Below are 20,993 nucleotides of genomic sequence, written 5' to 3' on the forward strand. Positions count from 1 at the left end.
TTTTTGTATATTTATACAGTTATTAAGCAAATAGTCTAATTTGATTGTTTTTTTGCATGCAATTGTGTAAATATATGTATTTAAAGATGATTATGGATAATTATTAGGTACTTCGGTTTAGTTTTAATTTCAATAATCGTTACTTGATTATGTGTTTGCATTATAAGTTAAGGGATTACATGTTAACTAATTTATTAAGCCATTTTTCAGAAGATGAATTGTTGAGCTTTTTACCTCAAAGCGCTATTAAATTTGCTATACGTTACTCTCAAGATGATGAGAATGAAAAAGGCTACAATTTAAAAAAACTTGCTGCAATTGTTGCAAACACAAAGCAAAGCGAGTTTATTTTTAACGCAAGTTTGCGTGAAAAATTAATCAGCAGATTAAGTTCAAATGACTTTATTGCTTTATTCCCTGAATTCAATTTAAGTGCTTCACAAGTAAAAGCTTCACATTTTGATGCTGCAATTAGTTGGGCAAATGTAAACATAGAAAAATTTGCTGAAAAAGTTGGTCTATCTGAGCTATTTGCACAAAACAACGCAACTCACAATGTGCTTGAAAGTATTTCATATATTGAACCAAATTATTCCCTTTACCCCTACCAACAAGACATAAGCCAACAGGTCCTTAAATCTCTAGAAGAAAAGAACAAAAGAGTGCTTATTCACTTACCTACAGGTGCTGGTAAAACACGTACAGCGATGAACATTGCATGTGAGCATTTACGAAAATCACCCAAGAATGTTGTTTTATGGCTAGCAGATCGTGAAGAGCTTTGTACACAAGCATTTGATGAGTTTAACAAAGCATGGCGTTCATTAGGTAACCGCCCGACATCAGCTTATGGGTTTTACTCGAATTCAAATGAAAGTCTAAGTGGCATTGATTCTGGTTTTGTTGTTGCTGGGTTACATAAGTTCTTAAGATTACGTAAATCAGAATCCAAACAGCTAAACATACTTTACAAAAAACTTAGGGAAGTAGTTACTTTAGTGATATTTGATGAAGCACACAAATCAATTGCACCAGAGTTTCAACAAGTCGTTGATGACTTTATTGAGCATGATGAATTTAACGCTGACCTCATTGGTTTAACAGCTACGCCGGGTCGACAATTTGGGGTAAATCGCCAAACTGAAGAAGACAAGCAACTTGCTGATTTTTACTTTAATAATAAAATTTCAATGAGGTTGTCAGGGTATTTATCACCCATTGACTATTTAGTCGAAAATGAATTTTTAGCAAAAGCAAACTTTAAATCTCTTAATTACGATCATTCAAATATTGCAGCATATGAGCTTGTTGATGCAGGAGGTACAGAGACATTAAAAGCACTAGCGAATAATTTTGAGCGAAATCAAAGAATTTTAAATACAGTTAAAGCTGAGTGTGACAAAGGATCACAAATTATTGTTTTTGCATGTAATGTTGAACATGGGATTAATATAGCAACAGCGCTGGCTTACATGGGAATAAAAGCCGCTTCTGTTGATAGCAAGTTTGATACATCAGATAGCCGCCGAGCTAAAATTGCGCAATACAAAGCAGGTGAATTACAAGTGCTTGTTAATTTCAATGTATTGACAGCGGGATTTGATGCACCGAAGACAAATGTAACCGTAATCGCAAAACCAATGAACTCGCTTGTGCAGTATTTACAAATGGCTGGACGAGCAATGCGCGGCTTTAAAAGCGGCGGTAATAAAGAATGTACAATTTATACAGTAATGGATGATATCCCAGAGTTCCAAAGTATTAATCTCGCGTTTGATTATTGGAATGGCATGTGGGCAGATGAGGAGCAAGAAAGTGAGTAACCGATTTTTAAGTGCAGAAACTGTTATCGAATCTTTACGTGATAATGGCTATAACAACACAGCGTATGCATTAGCCGAGTTAATAGATAATAGCTTACAAGCAAAAGCAACACGTGTTGAAGTCGGCTTTATCGAGCAGCAGCCAATAAATAAAAAAAATTACACGGTTACGGAAATCGCCCTTTGGGATAATGGCATTGGTATGTCGCCTGAAACTTTACGTAAGTCTATGCAGTTCGGTGGTGGCACGCATCGCAATGATAGTGAGGGTATGGGTAAATTCGGAATGGGATTACCTAATTCATCCATTTCTCAATGCAAACGCGTTGATGTATGGAGTTGGCAAAATGGTGGAGAAGCTTTTCATACCTTCCTTGATATTGAACAGATGAAAACAGGTGATTTAGAAGAAGTCCCTGAACCATGCAACAAACCGATACCAGAAAAGTTTGCAAAAGCATTTTTTCCTCAACGCCCTGAATCTGGCACCCTCGTCATTTGGTCAGAATTAGACAGACTTAGCTGGAAAACAGGCAAATCTATTTACAAGCATTGTGAACATTTAGTTGGCAGAATGTACCGCCATTTTATTGCTGAGGATAATATCAAAATTGATAGCCTCATATATCGTCATGATGGTGCCGAATCATTAAGTGTGTGGGAGCGTTTAAGTTTTAAAGCAAATGACCCGATGTACCTACTTAAAAACACTTCGTTACCAGAATTGCCTGGTAATTATAAAGATCAACCGTTTTTTGAATTGCAAGATGAAGAAGTCATATCAATCGAGTATTTAGATAAAAACGAAGTACCAAAGCGTGCAGATGTAAAAGTCACAACATCAATGGTTAAAAAAAGCATTGCAGACAAAATACTCAAAAACGAAACAGGTAAGCTTGGGGGAACAAAGTGGGGGAAACACTGTAGTAAAAACGTCGGTGTGTCTATTGTTCGTGCTAATCGCGAGTTAGTACTTCGTGATTCGTTCTTAACATCGGCACTTCGTGAAAGTAAAGGGCGATTTATTGGTATTGAGGTATCTTTCCCACCGGTATTAGATTCTGTTTTTGGTGTTACCAATAACAAACAAGATGCAGTAAAACTCATTCCTTATGACATGAAGTCGATTAGTACGCAGGCAGGCTTCGATACTGAACAAGAGTACCTTCGTGACCTTGAAGAAAACTCAGATTCACTTTTACAAGTATTAAAAGTTGTATCTGTCATAAAGAAACAAATAACCGCGTTAACGAAATCACTGGAAACCATAAATGTTGAGGGTAAAGGTGTAAAGCTAGATCCCGGTCAGCAAAAGCCTTCGGAAAGTGCAGCAACTAAAGCGACAGTGGGATCGCAGCATAGAGCTAAAACAGGGCATCAAGCAAAAGAAGATCATACTGAAGAGCTGAAAAAAGATGATGTTGTTGACCACCTTAAAAATGCTGGTGGGATGACTCAAGAGGAAGCGGAGGAAAAAGCAGATCGTTTGATTTTGACTGGTAATCGTTTCTTAATTGAAGATGTTGCCCGCGATTCAGATGCATTTTTTGATGTTGCAACAAGTAAGGGCTTAACACTTGTGTTATTTAACACCAATCATGTTTTTTATCAGAAGCTTATCAGCAAATTAGATGAAGAGCAGCTTGAGGTTATGCAAACGGCAATAGCGGGTTTCGCAAGGGTCATGAATGAAACAACTGATGAAAAACGTCACAACTATTTAAATACCATTCGCAGAGAGTGGGGCATGGTAATCAAAGAGTTTTTTGATGAACATGAAGGTGATGATGACGAATTTTAATTTTGCTTCAAGGATGAACATTGAAAAAGTTACTTTCAAGCAATGAATTAACGTATGAAATGGAGCGTTTACTGCCAGTAAGCGCTACAGTTAATTTAATTAGTGCATTTGTGACACTACCTGCTGTAGATTGGGTATTAACACACCTGCAGCCTCAAACCACAATATGCGTTGTGGGAAGATTGACCCCTAAAGACTTCATTGATGGCGCAAGTGATATTAATGCCATTAGGAGTTGCCTTCAAAATGGCATCAAGGTTAAAGCGCTGGCTAATCTTCATGCCAAAATTTACCAGTTTGATGATGTGATTTTCCATGGTAGTGCAAACCTTACGGGAAAAGGGTTAGCCCTTGTCGAAAACCACAATGTTGAGTCTTCCTCTAAACTTGAAAACTGCGTTCAATCAAATGCATTTATACAAAAAATAGTAAATAGTGCAATTGAGTTAAATTTAGCTACGCTCGATAAAATGCAGTCGTTTATCAATGAGAAAACATCGAGCACGGAAAAGCCATTGGAATGGCCTGTTGAGATTTTAGCTCCAACAAGCGAGCTATTTGTGAGTGATTTTCCTCTCGGCAGCCCTAGCGAGTTTGTACATGAATATTTACTCAATAATAGCCTTACTTTTGCTCAAATCGAATCGCAAGAAGACTTTGAATTACAGCAAGCATTGTTTAAAAACTCAAAAGTATATCAATGGCTCAAACAACAAATAATTAATAATAGATCAGAACGAGATTTAGGTTTTGGTGCAGTATCGAAGCTCATTCATGATGCATTAGCAGATGACCCCGCACCTTATCGCCAAGAAATAAAAACACTCCAGGCAAATCTATATTCCTACCTTAAAAAATACGCAAGTGATGAGATAGAAATATATATGCCAGGTAGAAGAAGTGAAGTTTTAAGATTTAAATAGGATACAAAATGGATTTAAAAGGCGCGAAAATTGTTAATTTTTATCAGATTAGTGGAGACGTGCAATCTGAAGGATCTGATGTAAATAAAGTTAAGATCCCTCACTATCAACGTCCATATAGTTGGGATAAAAATATGGTAAAAAAACTTATCGAGGATTGGCATAATCAGGATGAAACTGAATATTTCGCTGGCTCTATAGTTACAGTTGCAGACAGAGCTAAAAAAACTCACGATCTTATAGATGGTCAGCAACGTTTTACTACAATATTCCTCACTAATTACGTACTTTTTTTGTTATTACGGGTTACAACAAGACAAGCAATAGCCCAGTCAAAAATACTTCATTTGTCAGATTTATTTGAGCAGCTACAAGAATCAAGTAAATTTCTTTTTGTGCATCCGATTGAAAACTTCGATCGTGGAACTCTTTTAGAGGAGTTCCAAGGAATTGAAGAAATGGATGGTGAAGAGAAAGAAGACGGAAGAAGCAAATTTTCAACTAAATATAGATCTCTAGTGCGTTTACCTGACCTAATGGAAGATAGTGCTGATTTTCAAATAACTCATAGTGAAGAACTAGCTGCATTTATTAGTACTCAACAGACTTTATTGAGTTACGATAGGCAGTCTTTTAACCATAGCTTTTCTAAAGCGTTATCAAGGGTATACATAACATTAAATGATCAAAATAAGCCAAGATTACGAATTAACGAATCTGATCTTACTAGTATAGAACGTCAATATACGGATGCGATTCAGCAGATTTTTGAATCTTTCATGGAATTAAATAAAAAAGAAAAGCCATTTGAGATTGCAAAATCACTTGTGGAGAGAATGGTCTCTTTTTTGAAAGAAATTAAATTATGCCTTGTTCAAACAGGTAACCCTAAGGATGCATATACGTTGTTTGAAGTACTTAATGATCGCTCAATGGCATTAGCTGACTTAGACTTAATTAAAAACCAATTTTATAAGCAATATTGCTTAAAAAATAATGAAAGTGATTCTGTGATTGATTCTAAAATCGAACTTTTAGAAAATCAGTGGGGAGATAGAATATATAATGATACAGCTGACTATAGGAAAAAATATATTACGTACTTCGCTACAACATTCCTAAGCGGGTCAACCTCTGTAGGGTATAACCAAAATGATAAATATCGCGAGGTAATTAAAGCGTATTTAGATACACAAGGTAAATATACATCTAATAGCATAGTTGTCGATTTTAACATTTTCCAAGCGTGTAAGTTAATTGTTAATAGCTTTGATTTGAAAGATCGGGAAAGAGAAAAATTTGCACTTAAAGCTGAATATAATAAAGATAGAAGTCCTGCATATAAGGCTGTCTCACTGTTGTGCGCTCTTAAGTATAATGGTGTTATTGCTGGTTATGTTTGCTTATTATTGAAATATATTCAGAAATATATAACTTCTAGTTTTAGCTATGAGGAAGTTAAACAATTCTTGAGCGAACTTATTGATAATAGTAGCAAGGAAAAGTTTAGCGATCTTAATCAACAAGCTGTCAAGCTGTCACATTTAGCCTTACTTCATAAGGATTATAAAGGTGCTAGAGATGCCTCTAACCGTTTAATTGTTATGAATCACAAGGGGTCAGAAACTATATCCTATTCTGATATAACACCTTTGAATGATGATAACAGGGAAGTTTTCTATTCATGGCTTGATAGTTGGCAATATAGCCCTTCTGAAATTAAAGTAAGAATTTTATTTGCTAAATTACTTTCAACTTCTCTAGATCCTGAAGGACTTACTAGAAAACGAATTAATATAGGGATGTCCGAAGAAGAAGTCGCTAGATTACATTTGGATCATATGGAACCTAAAACTTTTGAAGAGAGTAACTCACACTCATATTTTATGGATGATTCTCGAGATTATCACGTCAACTCTATTGGAAATATGTTTCCTCTTACGCAAAGTGAGAACATAAGTAAATCCAATAAGCCATTTGTTGAGGCTTTTAGCTTTATATCTAAATCTGGACTTGGGGAACATTGGGTTACTCAAGAAACAAAGAAACTGTTTGATGATAACAACTTTAATAAAGTTCCTAAGCAAGAGTTTTTTACTAAAAGGAAAGCTATGTTAAAAGAAAAGTTTTATCAGTCATTAAAATTGGAGTAACTTGAATTAAAGTTTATTGAAACGATAACCTTTAAGCGATAGTGCTTTCAGGTTAAGTAAATTTTCGATTTGAATTTTATTTAGCTTTGTAACTTCGGTAAATTCAAACTCTTTCGAAAGGCGTTTATTAAACGCCTTTTGTTTTTTGTAATCGTCAAACGTTTCATCAATGTAATTAATTTTATCGAGTAGTAGAGGACGCTTTTCTTCTATTATGTAATCGAAAAAATCGACATCTTGTTCTGCCATTTTTATTTTTACGCGTTCTTTAAGTTGTGGCAGTGGGGTTGTTTCAAAACCTTCAAATCCGAGTAATGTTACTTTGCCAGAGTTAATGTGTATTTTAATCAGTTGAATATCGTCAAGGTCACCAAACATTTGAAGAGCAGCGCCAATGTATACCCTAAGCACTAGTGGTAGTTGGGGAATAAAATCTTTATGTAGTGTTAGGGCGTGTGGTAATCCATTCTCATAATCAAGTTTACTGGCAGGCAATGTTTTATTTGCGTCTAAGCAAAGTTGATTAATTAGATCAACATTAGCAATTTCATATAATAGTTCGGTTGCTTGGTTTTGCACTATTTTGTAATTATCAAAAAAAGCTTTGATATCGCGTTTTAAATCTTCCGGCTGTTGTGTGTATGGTTTACGTTTTTCAAATTGGGCGAGTGCAAAGTATAGTAATATGTCCTCTTTTCGCATTTGCTCTGCAAGCGTTAACTCTTCTTTGTTATACCATTTTAATACAAGTTGCAGTGCCTTCTTATTTGAGCCGATTACTTCTTTTATTTTGCTTGAATGGTCAAATTCGTCATTTGCAGGGCTCCTACCTAAACTTAAACAAGTAATCCAAAAAGATTCAAAAAGTTTCTCATGCTGTGTAAATAGTATGCGTGCTTGGTTTTCATTTACAGGTTCAGGGGCGGTAAGGTGTTGCCAATGATAAGCACGCTTATGCCTGTTTTGTAAAAACTGTTGTTCTAGTTGTTTTTCTTTGAATATAAAAAAGATACCGGGTGAAACCGCAATGGCTGTTTCATCAAGTGTCATTTCAATGAAGGTTTTAAGTTCTGTTTGTGTATAGTATTTTTGAAATGTATTTCGGCTAGTAATAACGCCATCTTTATAGGGTTGAAATTGACTTATCAGGCTTTCATTTCCAAGCATGGCTGAAACTACAAGTAACTTATCACTTAGTTCCCAAGCACCTAATATCGCTTCGATACGTTCATCCCTGTCCTCTATCACATTTATTACAAATCCAATGTTAACGATATCAGAGTTTACCTTATCAGCATCGGGTCGGTAGTTAGGGTCCCATCCAAGTGCATCTATACCATGTGCTTCTAATTCTCTTAAATCATCACCACGCCCACAGCCATAATCGAATATAGAGTAGTCTCCAGTTAGGTAGCCATTTTTAGCAAGGGCTTTCATAGGAGCTGAAAGTTCATAACGAACGATAGCAGTTAAATGCCTATCGATGGTTTGTTCATTTTCCAGTTCAGGCAGTGCAGATGCACGAAAAAGGCGCCCGTTTACCAATTCATAGCCTTTTTTCGCTATGAGTCTTAACCATGAATTTTGAAAGCCGATCATCCGTGTATTTTCATATAAACCTGCTTGTTCGCCTTCTGCGGTGATATCACAAAATAACTGATAACTTGGGTGTTCTTCACCTATCATTGTCTCTTTACGGTGAAGTATCGGCGGGTTTTCAGAGCTGTCGTACTTGGTAACTTTATGAGTAAGTTTTACAAGATCTACAGTCACACTTTGATGAAGGGCAGGGTAAGAGTCATTATAAAATTCAGGGTAATGTAAAAGCGATAAGCGGAATTCAGATTTAAACAGCTTTACGAGATTCCATTTATCATCGGGAATCTTAAGTGCTTTTGCGACAATCTCGACAAACTTTTTTAACTCTAATGGTGCATGAGCGAATGCGTCTTTATGAAAGTAAATGGCATCTGGTAATTTCTTGGCTACTTTTACTTTTTTGACTAGTTCTTTAAATTGTTCTGCATTCATAGTTAGTAATTTGATAAGTGGAGCGCATGGACTTTCGAAGGATTAAGCTGTTCTAAACAATAAAGCTCATCGTCTCTGTTTACAATAGCAGGGCATTCAGCAATGTAAAAATCAATTCCATTCTCTTTTTTAACACTACGCAGATACACAGGTACTATTGGCATACTAGGTGGTAATTTTTGCAGTACACTTAATACAGGGTATAACAGTTTGTGTTTTGCAAGTGTATCTAGTTTGTCACCATGTTTTGCTTCAACAACAAATAAATGTTCTTTACCGTTTCTTTTCGCTACAAATATTGCATCAATTTCAACTTGTCCATCTATGTGTTCTAACACAGTTTCATTATGAAGTAATGGTTTAAATTTAAAGGTAAAAATGCTTTGACCAGTTGCAGGGACAATAATATTTTGGTCTTTTTCAAAGTTTAAAGCTTCAGCCAATAAGCCTGATGCAAGCGCTAAATTTACCACAGATGTTTCTGTTACTTTTGGGAGTAATTGAAAGGCAAATAAACTTCTTATTGAAACATTAGGTAAATATAGTTCAGGCGTTAAAGAAGAAAAAAGTGCATTATCATCGAAAAAAAACTGCTTTACATTGTTTGTTTTAATAAGTGAAAAGCGTGTTTGTTTGCAACCTTTGCGAGAGCCCAGCCTCAAGGCCATAGTATTCGATGCTTTTAACTCTTTTGGTAGTTTAGAATAAGAATCAATTGATATGCTTGGTGCTGTCTGTGCTTTGCTTCCTACTGACGCCGCATAGTTTTGAAAACTAATGGGTAGTGTTATTTCTGTATTTTCCGATTCCATTTGAGCAAGTAGCTTGCTAAATACCATACTAATCTTCCTTGCTAGTTATGTTTTCAAAGAAATAAAAGTAGGCTCGACCTCGCTTTTCAAACTTTAGTTCACCACGTTCACGCCTATGCATAAGTTCACAATCACTTATCTTTAGTAGCTTTTTAGTTTCTTTACTGGTTAGCCATTGGCCTTGTTGTTTGCTATCCATAAACCATTTACAGTTTTATAAGTTAATCAAAAGAATAAGGAAGTTTAAGAACTATAACAAGTATGGAGGCGCTACAAAAAGTGATGAGCTCTAAACAAATGCATTGGTGTAGTGAATTCTGTAACGCAGTGAGCACTAAAAAGCACAATTCACAAATTGAAGTGTTATTTGGTTTATATACTCATGGTTTGCTTGCTGAAGACTAAAATATAGATACGGCTTTTTCTCCAAGAACTAAGCCCTTAGTCAATTAATTTTACCTAACGCTAATTTAAAGTAACTATTTCTTGTTTTTACTTTGAAAATTAGCGTTCTAATTTTCAAAACTTACCTTTATCTCACTTGTTCATTTCTTTGTTTTGCATAAATTGAGCAATTATTGTGTGAAATAACCCTGCTTTTATTACAGTTATTAGTCAAAATGATTACTTAATTGTGAAAATTCGTAAACACGATAGATTTAAAAAGAATAGACCTTTTCATTTTGGTTATATGCTTGAGTTTGCTTACTTTGCAAGAGAATAAATTAAATTTACCTATTGTTTACATATGTACCTGATTGGGGTTCCTAATACTTGTTGCCTAGTTTGAATGTGCTAGTAAAAAGGTATTTAAATTAACCTAACTCTATGTTTAATATTGGTTATTTTGTTTTTATTGGCTTGTGAGTGGTGTTGTTGCTCTAATTTCATTAATTGTTAATCATGTGTTATCACTAATGGGGTCGAAAGACAGTTAGCTAAATTCCATTAGGGGGAAGTATGAGTAACAAAACAATCGGCAAGCGCTTATTTAAAATGAGTGTTTTGTCGTTAGCTGTTTCTGGGTGGGCAGCCCAAGCAGCGGTTGATTGCAGCAATATTGCCGAATGGCAATCGGGCGTGGCGTATACTGGCGGGCAGCAAGTACAAAAAGCCAATACCGCTTATGAAGCAAAATGGTGGACACAAGCAGACCCTGTAACACATTCTGGGCAATACCAAGAGTGGAAAAACCTAGGTGCATGTCGCGATGGCCAACAAAACCAAGCGCCATTGGCTGAGGTTTTATCACCTATGAGTGGTAGTTCTTTTACTGAAGGTGACAGCGTTGTCATTGAGGCGCAAGCATCAGATAGCGACGGTACAGTGGCTAAACTGGAAGTGTTGGTTGATGGGGCTGCCATTGCAACGCTAACACAAGCACCTTACACAACTAGTTGGGTAGCGGTGAAAGGGCAGCATCAAATTAGTGTGCGCGCAACCGATGACAAGGGCGCAGAAACAGTGTCTGCTGCAAGCAGCATCAGCGTGGCAGAAGTAGTGCCAGATAACTATGCGCCAACGGCAGGTATTACAAGCAATGCGGGTTCTAATTCTGTTAATTTGAATGACAGCGTTGTCTTAAATTTGACCGGTAGCGATCAAGACGGCACTGTTGTTAGCCTAGAGCTATTCCAAGATGGTGTTTCGGTTCTGCAAGTTGCTGGCGCAAGTGGCAGTTTTACGTTTAATGCAACCACGCTAGGCAATACGCAATTCAGCTTAGTGGCAACCGATGATAAAAACGCAGTGTCACAAGCCGCAGTATTGAGCTTGCGTGTTGTTGATAACACAACCGAGCCTGGCGACCGTGATGCCTGTAAACCAGAAGGGCTTTACCAAACACCGGGTGTAAATACACCTTACTGTACTATTTACGATGCTGATGGCCGTGAAGATATGGGTGCCGATCACCCACGTCGTGTAATTGGTTATTTCACTAGTTGGCGAAATGGCGCTAATGGTCAGCCGTCTTATTTAGTGGATGATATTCCATGGGATAAAATCACTCATATTAACTATGCGTTTGCCCATGTTGATGCAAACAATAAGGTATCAATTGGCGATCCAAATGCAGCTGGCAATGCGGCAACCAATATGGAATGGCCTGGTGTTGAAGGTGCCGAGCTTGATCCAAGCTTGCCATACAAAGGTCACTTCAACTTACTGAATAAATACAAAAAACTGTATCCAGACGTTAAAACACTGATTTCAGTGGGTGGTTGGGCAGAAACAGGTGGTTACTTTGACGCAAGCGGCAACCGTGTTGCTAGCGGTGGTTTCTACACCATGACAACCAACGCTGATGGCTCAGTTAACACGGCAGGCATTAACGCATTTGCGAAAAGTGCCGTTGAATTTATTGAAAAATACGGCTTCGATGGTGTTGATATCGACTACGAATACCCATCATCAATGAATGATTCAGGTCACCCTGATGATTTCCCAATTTCAAATGCACGCCGTGCAGGGCTAAATGCCTCTTACCAAGTGTTAATGAAAACACTACGTGAAGAGCTTGATAAAGCAGGTGAACTCGCAGGTAAACACTACATGCTTACCATTGCATCACCGTCATCAGGTTATTTACTGCGTGGTATGGAAACGTTCCAAGTTACTAAATATCTCGATTACGTAAACATTATGTCTTACGACTTACACGGTGCATGGAACGACCACGTAGGCCATAACGCAGCACTTTACGACACAGGTAAAGACTCAGAGCTTGCGCAGTGGAATGTGTATGGCACCAAAGAGTTTGAAGGTATTGGCTATTTAAATACCGATTGGGCGGTTACGTATTTCCGCGGTGGTTTAAGCGCAGGTCGCATCAACATTGGTGTGCCGTACTATACCCGTGGTTTTAAAGATGTATCGGGTGGCGAAAACGGTTTATGGGGGCGCGCTGCGTTAGCTAACCAAGCTGATTGTGCCAAAGGTACTGGCGTAGGTGAGAAAAACAAATGTGGTAACGGTGCAGTTGGCATCGACAACATGTGGCATGACCTAGACGAAAACGGCAACGAAATGCCAGCAGGCAGTAACCCGTTATGGCATGTTAAAAACCTACAAAATGGCATTTTACCTAGCTACTTAGCTGACTATGGTTTAGATCCAGCTAACGATCCAACTGATAAGCTAGTAGGCACTTACACCCGTCATTACGACTCAGTGGCCGTAGCACCTTGGCTTTGGAATGCAGACAAAAACGTGTTCCTATCAATCGAAGATGAAGAGTCTATGGGCACTAAAGTTGATTATGTTATCAACAAAGGGCTTGGCGGCATCATGTTCTGGGAACTGGCTGGTGACTTCGATTACGATAGCGTTAAAAAAGAGTACTTTATGGGCTCTACTATGACGTCGCTTGCGTACAACAAGTTTGCACAGGCGGCTTCTAAGTACGACATCAACAAAGGTGAAAAAACGCATCAATTACCAGCAGAGGCAGTTGACGTAAGCTTTGTGGTAAAAGACTTCCCAATTGGTGATGACAACTACCCAATTGCACCAACCTTTAGCTTTACCAATAACTCAAATATTGATTTGAGCGGTGCAAAAGTATCGTTTGATGTGCCAGTAGCAACCTCTGCTATTTTCAAATCAAACTGGAATGCACAAGAAAAACTCGGTATGGCAGTTGAGGTTAATCGCTCGAACGCTGCGGGCAATAACATTGGCGGTTTTGAAAACGAGTTCCACCGTTTCTCAATCTCATTTGTTAATGAGTGGGGCGGTGCAGCTAAATCGTTTGCGCCGGGCGAAACCATTAATGCGCAAGTAATGTATTACATGCCAATTACTGGCCCTGTAAACCTTGTATTTGAAAAAGATGGCAAGCAATACGCCGCTAAATTTGAATACCCACACCTTCCAGAGGCAACGCCGGGTAACGGTGGTGGCACAGGCGGTGGTAATACCGATAGCTGTGAGGGTGTCGCAGTTGCAGATATTCCAGTGTATCCAAACTTCCCTCGTACTGATTGGGCGGGCAACCCGTCACACGCTTCAGGCGGTGACTTAATGATTGATGGCGCATCGACTGCGGTTTACAAAGCCAAGTGGTGGACATCAACCGAGCCTGGCAAATCTGCCGATTGGGATAGCGTTTGTACGTTATAAACCAGCCTATGTGAGGCCTTGCGCCTCACAGTTTGGAGAACATTATGAATACTAAATTTACTTTAAGTGTGTTGTCTGGCTCGGTGCTTTTAGCGTGTGCAACGGCATCGCTAAATGTAAGTGCACATGGCTACATGGATAGCCCAAAAGCGCGTCAGGCATTTTGCCAAGCACAGGGCGGATATTGGTGGCCAGCTGATGGCAGCAATATTCCAAATTTGGCGTGTCGTGCGGCATTTTTAGAATCAGGCCATGTGCAGTTTATTCAAGAACATGAATTTGCTGTAAATACACCTGATTACCTAAACCAAGCAGCGGTTGAAGCCAATGTACCAAATGGCACCTTATGTGCCGCGGGCAGTGCAGAAAAACGCGGTATGGATTTACCGTCACCCCATTGGCAAAAAACCGTGGTTACGCCAAATGCTAATGGTGATATTCAAATTCGTTACCGTGCAACTACGCCACACAACCCTAGCTTTTGGCAGTTTTACTTAACCAAACCGGGTTTTAACCCTGCTACCGATACCCTTACTTGGCAAAATATTGAGCTTATTCAAAGCCACGACAATATTGAGTTTGTGAAAGACCCAGATGGTAAACGCTATTACGAAATGAGTGTGGCTATTCCAGCGGATCGCAGTGGCGACGCCGTGCTTTATAGCCGTTGGCAGCGGGTTGATGTGGTAGGTGAAGGCTTTTACAACTGTAGCGACATTGTTATTGAGCGCGACACTGTAATCCCAACGGATTGGTTTGCGCTAGGTTACTTTGTCCGTCAAGGGCAAGACGCAGTCGCAGGCGATAGCGTACATGTACGTTTATTTGATGCGACTGGCAACGAAGTTGTAAATCAGCTGTTTGCTGTAACCGCTGAAAACCAAGCTACTTGGCAAAGCGATCTCGCACAAAAGCTTAACCTTGATTACGCCAGCGAAATGCAAGTAGGTGTTAAAAATAGCGCAGGCGAGATTGTATTTGATGATGCAAATTTAGCGTCTAACCAAGTATTTGCGACGTCAAGTGATCACAGTTTTGCATTATCAATCATTTCAGCGCCTGAAAACACCGCCCCTCAGGTACACCAAGTTTCACCTGTGAGTATGGATGAAGGCACGCAAACACTTGTGCACGTGCACGCGTTTGACGATGAAAACGACCCACTTACGTACCAATTTACGGTGCCAAGTGAGTTTACCTACTCAGTGGATGGGCCAAACTTAACGCTGGTTGCGCCAAGCGTAACGGCAGCCACAAACTTTACCGTAAATGTAACAGTGTCAGATGGCAAGTTATCAACGCCATCAAGCTTTACTGTGACGGTAAACGATGTGGTTGTTAACCCAGATGTACCAGCATGGGATGCCAACAAAGCCTATAACGCAGGTGAAAAAGCAAGCTACCAAGGCAAGGTTTATAAAGCCAAGTGGTGGGTAAAAGGCGAAACACCGGATACAAGCAGCGCATGGGAGCTAGAAACACCCTCTCAAGGTGATGCTTGGCAAGTGGGTAAGGCTTATTCGGCAGGCGATACCGTAACTCACAACAATCAAAAATACCAAGCACGCTGGTGGACGCAAGGCGAAGAGCCGGGCACAGCTGCCGTGTGGCAACAACTTTAACCCGTTACCCCTTGCCGCAACGGCGGCTAGGTTTCGGTCGTTGCGGTTTTTTAATAAATTTAAGAGAACATAATTATGATTAAAAAGTTATCTCTAGCAGTCGCAGCTGCGCTTTGTTCAGGACAAGCATTTGCTGCACCTTCAGCTCCAAGCATTAGCTGGGAAGATCAAAAATATTCGTTTGTTGATGTTAATATCGACGGGCAGGGCTCATACAAGTCGCTTGTTACCCGCAAAGACGTGGTTGATATTGCGATTAAATGGAATTCGTGGAGCGGTGATGGTGGCGATGGCTACAAAGTTAAATTTGATGGTGTTGTCGTAAACGAAGGCAGTCTGCCTGCGGGTACTAAGTCGGGCACTATTACTTTCCCTTACACTAAGTCGGGTCGTCATCAAATGACGGTTGAGCTTTGTGAAGGCACTACCTGTGCTGCAAGTGCACCAAAAGCGATTGTGATTGCAGACACAGACGGTGGTCATTTAGATCCATTACCAATGAATGTTGATCCAAATAATGGCAACTATGGTACATCGCCAGATACAGTTGTAGGCGCGTATTTTGTAGAGTGGGGCATTTATGGCCGTGACTTTGATGTAACAAAAGTGCCGGGCCAAAACTTAACGCATATCTTGTATGGTTTCATTCCAATTTGTGGCGCGAACGAGTCACTAAAAGAAATTGAAAACGGCAATAGCTGGCGCGCACTACAAAAAGCCTGTGCAGATTCACAAGATTATGAAGTGGTTATTCACGACCCATGGGCTGCAATTCAAAAGTCACTGCCAGGTGTTGATGCAAAAGACCCTATTCGTGGTACTTATTCGCAACTAATGGCGCTTAAACAGCGTTACCCAGATTTAAAGATCTTACCATCGGTAGGTGGCTGGACATTGTCTGACCCATTCCATGCCTTCACTGAAAAAGCAAACCGCGATGTGTTTGTGGCGTCTATGAAAGAGTTCTTAAAAACATGGAAATTCTACGATGGTGTGGATATTGACTGGGAATTCCCAGGTGGCGGCGGCCCTAATCCAAACCTTGGAGACCCAGCAAAAGATGGTCAAGCTTACATTGATTTAATGAAAGAGCTGCGTGCCATGCTTAATGAGCTAGAAGCTGAAGTGGGCAAACCGTATCAGTTAACCTCGGCAATCGGCATGGGTTACGACAAAATTGAAGACGTAAACTACCCGCAAGCGGCGCAGTACATGGATTACATTTTTGCTATGACTTACGACTTCTACGGTGGTTGGAACAATGTAACAGGTCACCAAACTGCGCTTTATTGTGGCAGCCATATGAGTGTTGGCGAATGTGATGGTACAGGCCTTGATGACAAAGGCGAGCCGCGTAAAGGCCCTGCTTACACCGCAGATAACGGCATTCAACTGCTACTACAACAAGGTGTAGAGCCAGGCAAAATTGTACTTGGTACAGCAATGTATGGCCGTGGTTGGGAAGGTGTATACCCAGCAAACGCAAGCGATGGCACTAACCCAATGACTGCACCGGGTAACGGCAAGCTAACTGGTACTTCAGCACAAGGTGTGTGGGAAGCAGGCGTTATTGATTATAAAGGCATTAAAGCCCATATGATTGGCGCGGCTGAAACTGGCATTAATGGTTTTGAAGTTGGTTATGATGAAGTGGCTGAAGGTGCTTATGTTTGGAATAAATCAACAGGTAAATTAATTACTTACGATAGCCCTCGTTCAGTAAAAGCGAAAGGCCAATATGCGCGTAATTTAGGCCTTGCAGGTTTATTCGCGTGGGAAATTGACGCAGATAACGGCGATATTTTAAATGCAATGCATGAAGGCTTAGGCGTTGTAGGTGGTAATACTAAACCTGTGGTATCAGTACCGGGTGTAACGACGGTTAAATCAGGTGAAAGTGTTGTACTTTCAGCTACGGCAAGTGACCGCGATAACGACCCACTAACGTACAGCTGGACAGGTGATGCAGCCTTAACTCTTACTGGTGTTAACACCGATACAGTGTCAATTGCTGCACCAACGGTAACGCAAGATACTGATTACACAGTAACCGTTGCTGTATCAGACGGTACTGACACTGTAACTAAATCAGCGATTATTCGTGTGGTTTCAGATGTGGTTGTAATTAACGAACCGCCTGTGGTTTCGCCAATCGCTAATGTAACAGTGGAAGAAGGTAAATCAGTAGCAGTTAGCGTATCGGCAAGCGATGCTGACGGCGATACACTGAGCTATAGCTGGAATGTACCAACTGGTTTAACGCTTTCAGGCAGTGGCGCAAATGTATCACTTGCTGCGGGTGAAGTAACAGCAGATACCAACTACACAGTGTCTGTTACTGTGTCGGATGGTACTGATGAAGTTACAGAAAGCTTTACGGTAACAGTGACAAATGTTGATGCTGGTGGCACTACAACTTGGAATGCCGATGCAATCTACACTGGTGGCGATACTGTGCTTTACAACGGTGTTGAATACAAAGCGAAGTGGTGGACACAAGGTGACCGCCCAGATCTTGGCGGCCCATGGGAAGAAGTGATCTCAAATGATGGTCAAGTTCGCGCATGGCGTGCAGACCTTGTTTACAACGCAGGTGACAAGGTAACCCACAACAATGAAACATATACAGCTAAATGGTGGACCAAAGGCGAAGAGCCAGGCGTTGCAGCTGTTTGGGCAAAGTAAGTTTTCAAAATGAGTAAAAAGGCAGCTTAGGCTGCCTTTTTTATTGCCTTCATTTGCTGCATGCGAAGTTTTAGTAACTATTTGTTTGTTATTTGCTTTTATAAATTTTATTTGTACTAATAAAACAAGTCTCGGTTCTTTATTTAATGTTAAATTAAAAAATCTGTGACGTTTCACCTCTTTGCTTTGTCTTTATAGATAGCACTCATAAATAAAAAGAAAAATGACTGGATTCAATACGCAACTACAAATGGAAGTGATTAAACAAGCGCAAGTGGGTGATCAACTTGCCATGGAGCAAATTTACCGCACTTACTGTAACGCAACATACACCTTGGCATTTCGCATTTGTTACAACCGCATTAGCGCTGAAGATATTACGCAAGAAGCCTTTATTAAAGTGTTTAAAAACATTGCTAATTATGCGTTTGATGGCAATTTTGCCGGTTGGATAAGAAAAATTGTCGTAAATGAGGCGATTAACTTTAATAAATCAAAATTTAATCAAGTAATGGATCTTGAAGAAGATTTAGATTCAGGTTTTGAAAACAGTATTTTTAATTGTGAGTGGGTAATTAATACCAACGAAATTGAGTACTACCTCAGTTTGTTAAGTGAACTTGCAAGAACAGTGTTGATACTGCATCAAGTGGAAGGGTATACCCACAACGAAATAGCAGAAATGTTGGGTAAAACTGAGAGCTTTTCGAAAATGACCTTATTAAGAGCATTTCGCACTATTCATAATGAAATTAAGTCACAGGAGAGACATTATGCACTTAAATGATCTCGCATTATTAGCACCCAGCAAAGCGCAATTTGCTCATTTACAGCAATGTGATGAGTGCCAATCCCGCTTAGACAACTTACAAAAAGTGAATGCACAGTTGAATGCTTTACCTGAGCTTGCACCGTCTGAATTAAGTTGGCAAAGAATACAGAAAACGTTGAAACAAAATGAAGTAGTTGAAGACGCAAAACCCCCAATATTTTTAAATTGGAAGATAGGCGCTCGCGTTGCAGCATGCCTAGGTTTTGTGGTGTTAGCAGGTTATCAATATGTACTTCATAGTTCGCTGAGTAAAACTCAATTGGAATTAGAAAACGTTATTGCCCAAAACGAACAATTATATTTGCAGCTCGAAAATATGCGTTCAAGTGAAAATGCATACGATATTCAGCTAGCAAAAATTGATTACCTAATAAACCAACTCGATAACAAATTGCAGCAGGCATATCTCGAAAATCAAAGTGAGCAGCAAATTCTCCAGTTATGGCAATCAAGACAAGCATTGCTAAAAGAAATTGAACAGTTTTCTGTAAATAATCAGATATAAGGAAGGCTTAAAAATGAAAAAGTACGGATATTTATTATTAAGTATTGCGGCAATTGCATGGCAACAAAATGCGTTTGCAAGTGCAAATACTTATTCGCTTACTGAACAATCAGAACAACTGTTAACTCAGCTTGAAAATGATATTTCTGCGACGTTCTTGTCTTTAGCAAAAAGTGTTAAATCCGATGCATTAGACTATGCCAATTATAGTTTCACAATTCCTGCCAAACGTTACGCAGATTTAGGGGTTGAACTTGATTTTATGAGTGAGCCAACAGGCTTTAAAGTGCTTAAGGTAATTGAAGGCAGTGTAGCTGCAGAGCAAGCGCTGCAGGTTGGCGATATAATTACGCATATCAATCGTGTTTCAATTCAGCGCCTCAAAAAAGAGTGGGACTTTACGTCACTTTGGAATATTCAGCCAAAAAACCGGAAACGCTCTGCAGAGATATTTACCCATTCAAGGCAATTTGACGATATCAATACACTTTGGGATATCACACCTGAAAAATCGCTTTCTTTAACATTATCGAGCAATGGCGAAGAGCGTAAGGTGTCTGTGGTGTTACCTGCAATCTCCGTACCCAGTGTCACAATTAGTATTGGCGATGAAATATCTGAGAATCAATCACACACTGAAAGTGCTGGGTGTAGTGCTGTTGTGCTAGACATTACAAAAATGCCCAAAGGGTTAGGCACGTTACAGGCATTAGACTTTGCCAAAATAAATGGTACGCCTGTTCGAAGTTTAGGAATCAATAAAAATATTCTAAGACGTACTTTCAATAGTGCTGAGCAGCAACAGATTGCTTTTCGCCTTAATAATGATCTGTGGAATGGTCATGAAGAGGATATCCAGATGACTTTGAAGCTTGAGCCTAATACACGTTATTTTATTGTGGGCAAATTAGCGCTCCAAAGCAGCCATTTACGAACACGAAATACTTGGTTTCCACTCGTGTGGAAAACTGAGCCGATGGATTGTAATTAGCCAATATTGAACGGATTAAGTGAGGATAAATATGAAGTTATTTACTAAAAAGGTTTTTTTATTAGCGCTGGTAGCATGTTCAAGTCAATTGGCGGCGGCAGAGTCCAATCATTTTGTGGCTTCACAGCTAGTTACTAAACAACTGAAAGAAGAGTTGATAGATACGTTAATTGAAGTTCAATTAATTGAAGCACGTAAAAGTGGTGTGTCATCTTTAAGTCTAACCCGTATCATACCAGCGAAAAGCTATGCCGATTTAGGCATGCTAGTAAAACCAAGCAAAAAAGCAGCTGGTTTTGAAGTCGTATCAATTTCTAAACTGGGTATGGGGGCTGACCTTGGTTTGAAACGCGGCGATGTTATAACAAGCGTAAATGGTGTTGCAGTTGCAAGTGCAAAAAAACCAAATACCTTATGGCAAGTTGAAGTAGGCGACTCAATCAGCCTTGAATATTTATCCAATGGAAATCTGAAAACAGCGAGTACGACAGTACCTGGGGTTAAGTTGCCGCAAATTAAAATTCAGGTTGGTGGTTAGCGTTAGTTATTGCATTATAAAAAGGCTGCTTAGGCTGCCTTTTTTTATTTTATGGAGAATTAATTCAATAATTTTTAAATTAACATGCGCATGATCTACAAGATTAATATTTAGCGACTATTATTGATATAAGGAACTGAATATATTCGATATTT

Annotated in this window: 14 protein-coding genes; 12 read left to right on the plus strand and 2 right to left on the minus strand. The window is 39.4% G+C overall.

Annotated features, from left to right (window positions below; translation table 11 throughout):
• Positions 1 to 179: 179 nt before the first annotated feature.
• Genes AAEU29_RS00995 through AAEU29_RS01010 form a run of 4 tightly spaced genes read left to right on the plus strand, consistent with a single transcriptional unit; the run spans position 180 to position 6,700 of the window.
• On the plus strand, positions 180 to 1,823 hold the full coding sequence (locus tag AAEU29_RS00995; RefSeq protein ID WP_421971687.1) for a DEAD/DEAH box helicase: 1,644 nt from the start codon (positions 180 to 182) through the stop codon (positions 1,821 to 1,823).
• Positions 1,816 to 3,624 carry an ATP-binding protein gene (locus AAEU29_RS01000; protein WP_421971688.1) on the plus strand — a complete coding sequence of 603 codons (1,809 nt, stop codon included), beginning with the start codon at positions 1,816 to 1,818 and terminating at the stop codon, positions 3,622 to 3,624. The genes AAEU29_RS00995 and AAEU29_RS01000 overlap by 8 nt, the downstream gene beginning before the upstream one ends.
• Positions 3,625 to 3,644: 20 nt before the next feature.
• Positions 3,645 to 4,547: a phospholipase D-like domain-containing protein gene (locus AAEU29_RS01005; protein WP_421971689.1), complete on the plus strand. Its 903-nt coding sequence runs from the start codon at positions 3,645 to 3,647 to the stop codon at positions 4,545 to 4,547.
• A gap of 8 nt (positions 4,548 to 4,555) precedes the next feature.
• The gene (locus AAEU29_RS01010; RefSeq protein WP_421971690.1) at positions 4,556 to 6,700 is read left to right on the plus strand and encodes a GmrSD restriction endonuclease domain-containing protein; all 2,145 of its coding nucleotides are present in this window, start codon (positions 4,556 to 4,558) and stop codon (positions 6,698 to 6,700) included.
• A 6-nt stretch (positions 6,701 to 6,706) separates the two neighbouring features.
• On the opposite strand, the gene AAEU29_RS01015 is transcribed toward AAEU29_RS01010, so the two are convergent.
• Positions 6,707 to 8,731 (minus strand): DNA phosphorothioation-associated putative methyltransferase, encoded by a 2,025-nt coding sequence (locus tag AAEU29_RS01015; RefSeq protein WP_421971691.1) that lies wholly within the window; start codon positions 8,729 to 8,731, stop codon positions 6,707 to 6,709.
• A gap of 2 nt (positions 8,732 to 8,733) precedes the next feature.
• Positions 8,734 to 9,570: a DUF6997 domain-containing protein gene (locus tag AAEU29_RS01020; RefSeq protein ID WP_421971692.1), complete on the minus strand. Its 837-nt coding sequence runs from the start codon at positions 9,568 to 9,570 to the stop codon at positions 8,734 to 8,736.
• Between the two features lie 255 nt (positions 9,571 to 9,825).
• Between AAEU29_RS01020 and AAEU29_RS01025 the strand changes: the two genes are divergently transcribed.
• The 8 genes from AAEU29_RS01025 (at position 9,826) to AAEU29_RS01060 (ending at position 20,838) form a co-directional block, all read left to right on the plus strand.
• Entirely contained in the window at positions 9,826 to 9,948 is a 123-nt protein-coding gene (locus AAEU29_RS01025) for a hypothetical protein (RefSeq protein WP_421971693.1), read from the plus strand.
• 555 nt (positions 9,949 to 10,503) lie between these two features.
• Positions 10,504 to 13,665 carry a glycosyl hydrolase family 18 protein gene (locus AAEU29_RS01030; protein ID WP_421971694.1) on the plus strand — a complete coding sequence of 1,054 codons (3,162 nt, stop codon included), beginning with the start codon at positions 10,504 to 10,506 and terminating at the stop codon, positions 13,663 to 13,665.
• Between the two features lie 44 nt (positions 13,666 to 13,709).
• The gene (locus AAEU29_RS01035) at positions 13,710 to 15,287 is read left to right on the plus strand and encodes a lytic polysaccharide monooxygenase (protein ID WP_421971695.1); all 1,578 of its coding nucleotides are present in this window, start codon (positions 13,710 to 13,712) and stop codon (positions 15,285 to 15,287) included.
• Between the two features lie 75 nt (positions 15,288 to 15,362).
• Positions 15,363 to 17,972: a glycosyl hydrolase family 18 protein gene (locus AAEU29_RS01040; protein ID WP_421971696.1), complete on the plus strand. Its 2,610-nt coding sequence runs from the start codon at positions 15,363 to 15,365 to the stop codon at positions 17,970 to 17,972.
• A gap of 223 nt (positions 17,973 to 18,195) precedes the next feature.
• Positions 18,196 to 18,759: an RNA polymerase sigma factor gene (locus AAEU29_RS01045; RefSeq protein WP_421971697.1), complete on the plus strand. Its 564-nt coding sequence runs from the start codon at positions 18,196 to 18,198 to the stop codon at positions 18,757 to 18,759.
• Positions 18,746 to 19,309 carry an anti-sigma factor gene (locus tag AAEU29_RS01050; RefSeq protein ID WP_421971698.1) on the plus strand — a complete coding sequence of 188 codons (564 nt, stop codon included), beginning with the start codon at positions 18,746 to 18,748 and terminating at the stop codon, positions 19,307 to 19,309. Before AAEU29_RS01045 ends, AAEU29_RS01050 begins: the two co-directional genes overlap by 14 nt.
• A gap of 13 nt (positions 19,310 to 19,322) precedes the next feature.
• Positions 19,323 to 20,300, plus strand: coding sequence for a PDZ domain-containing protein (locus AAEU29_RS01055; protein ID WP_421971699.1), 978 nt, complete (start codon positions 19,323 to 19,325; stop codon positions 20,298 to 20,300).
• A gap of 31 nt (positions 20,301 to 20,331) precedes the next feature.
• A complete protein-coding gene (locus AAEU29_RS01060) occupies positions 20,332 to 20,838 on the plus strand; it encodes a PDZ domain-containing protein (RefSeq protein WP_421971700.1) in 507 nt (168 codons plus the stop codon).
• Positions 20,839 to 20,993 lie beyond the last annotated feature (155 nt).

Source organism: Pseudoalteromonas aquimarina (assembly GCF_049257255.1).
Classification (GTDB): domain Bacteria; phylum Pseudomonadota; class Gammaproteobacteria; order Enterobacterales; family Alteromonadaceae; genus Pseudoalteromonas.

Bases quoted from the DNA above. Each gene is read 5' to 3' on its own strand.
- AAEU29_RS01055 (WP_421971699.1), top strand. From the start codon at position 19,323: ATGAAAAAGTACGGATATTTATTATTAAGTATTGCGGCAATTGCATGG.
- AAEU29_RS01060 (WP_421971700.1), top strand. From the start codon at position 20,332: ATGAAGTTATTTACTAAAAAGGTTTTTTTATTAGCGCTGGTAGCATGT.
- AAEU29_RS01020 (WP_421971692.1), bottom strand. From the start codon at position 9,570: ATGGTATTTAGCAAGCTACTTGCTCAAATGGAATCGGAAAATACAGAA.
- AAEU29_RS01010 (WP_421971690.1), top strand. From the start codon at position 4,556: ATGGATTTAAAAGGCGCGAAAATTGTTAATTTTTATCAGATTAGTGGA.
- AAEU29_RS01035 (WP_421971695.1), top strand. From the start codon at position 13,710: ATGAATACTAAATTTACTTTAAGTGTGTTGTCTGGCTCGGTGCTTTTA.
- AAEU29_RS01015 (WP_421971691.1), bottom strand. From the start codon at position 8,731: ATGAATGCAGAACAATTTAAAGAACTAGTCAAAAAAGTAAAAGTAGCC.
- AAEU29_RS01050 (WP_421971698.1), top strand. From the start codon at position 18,746: ATGCACTTAAATGATCTCGCATTATTAGCACCCAGCAAAGCGCAATTT.
- AAEU29_RS01045 (WP_421971697.1), top strand. From the start codon at position 18,196: ATGACTGGATTCAATACGCAACTACAAATGGAAGTGATTAAACAAGCG.
- AAEU29_RS01040 (WP_421971696.1), top strand. From the start codon at position 15,363: ATGATTAAAAAGTTATCTCTAGCAGTCGCAGCTGCGCTTTGTTCAGGA.
- AAEU29_RS01025 (WP_421971693.1), top strand. From the start codon at position 9,826: ATGAGCTCTAAACAAATGCATTGGTGTAGTGAATTCTGTAACGCAGTG.
- AAEU29_RS00995 (WP_421971687.1), top strand. From the start codon at position 180: ATGTTAACTAATTTATTAAGCCATTTTTCAGAAGATGAATTGTTGAGC.
- AAEU29_RS01030 (WP_421971694.1), top strand. From the start codon at position 10,504: ATGAGTAACAAAACAATCGGCAAGCGCTTATTTAAAATGAGTGTTTTG.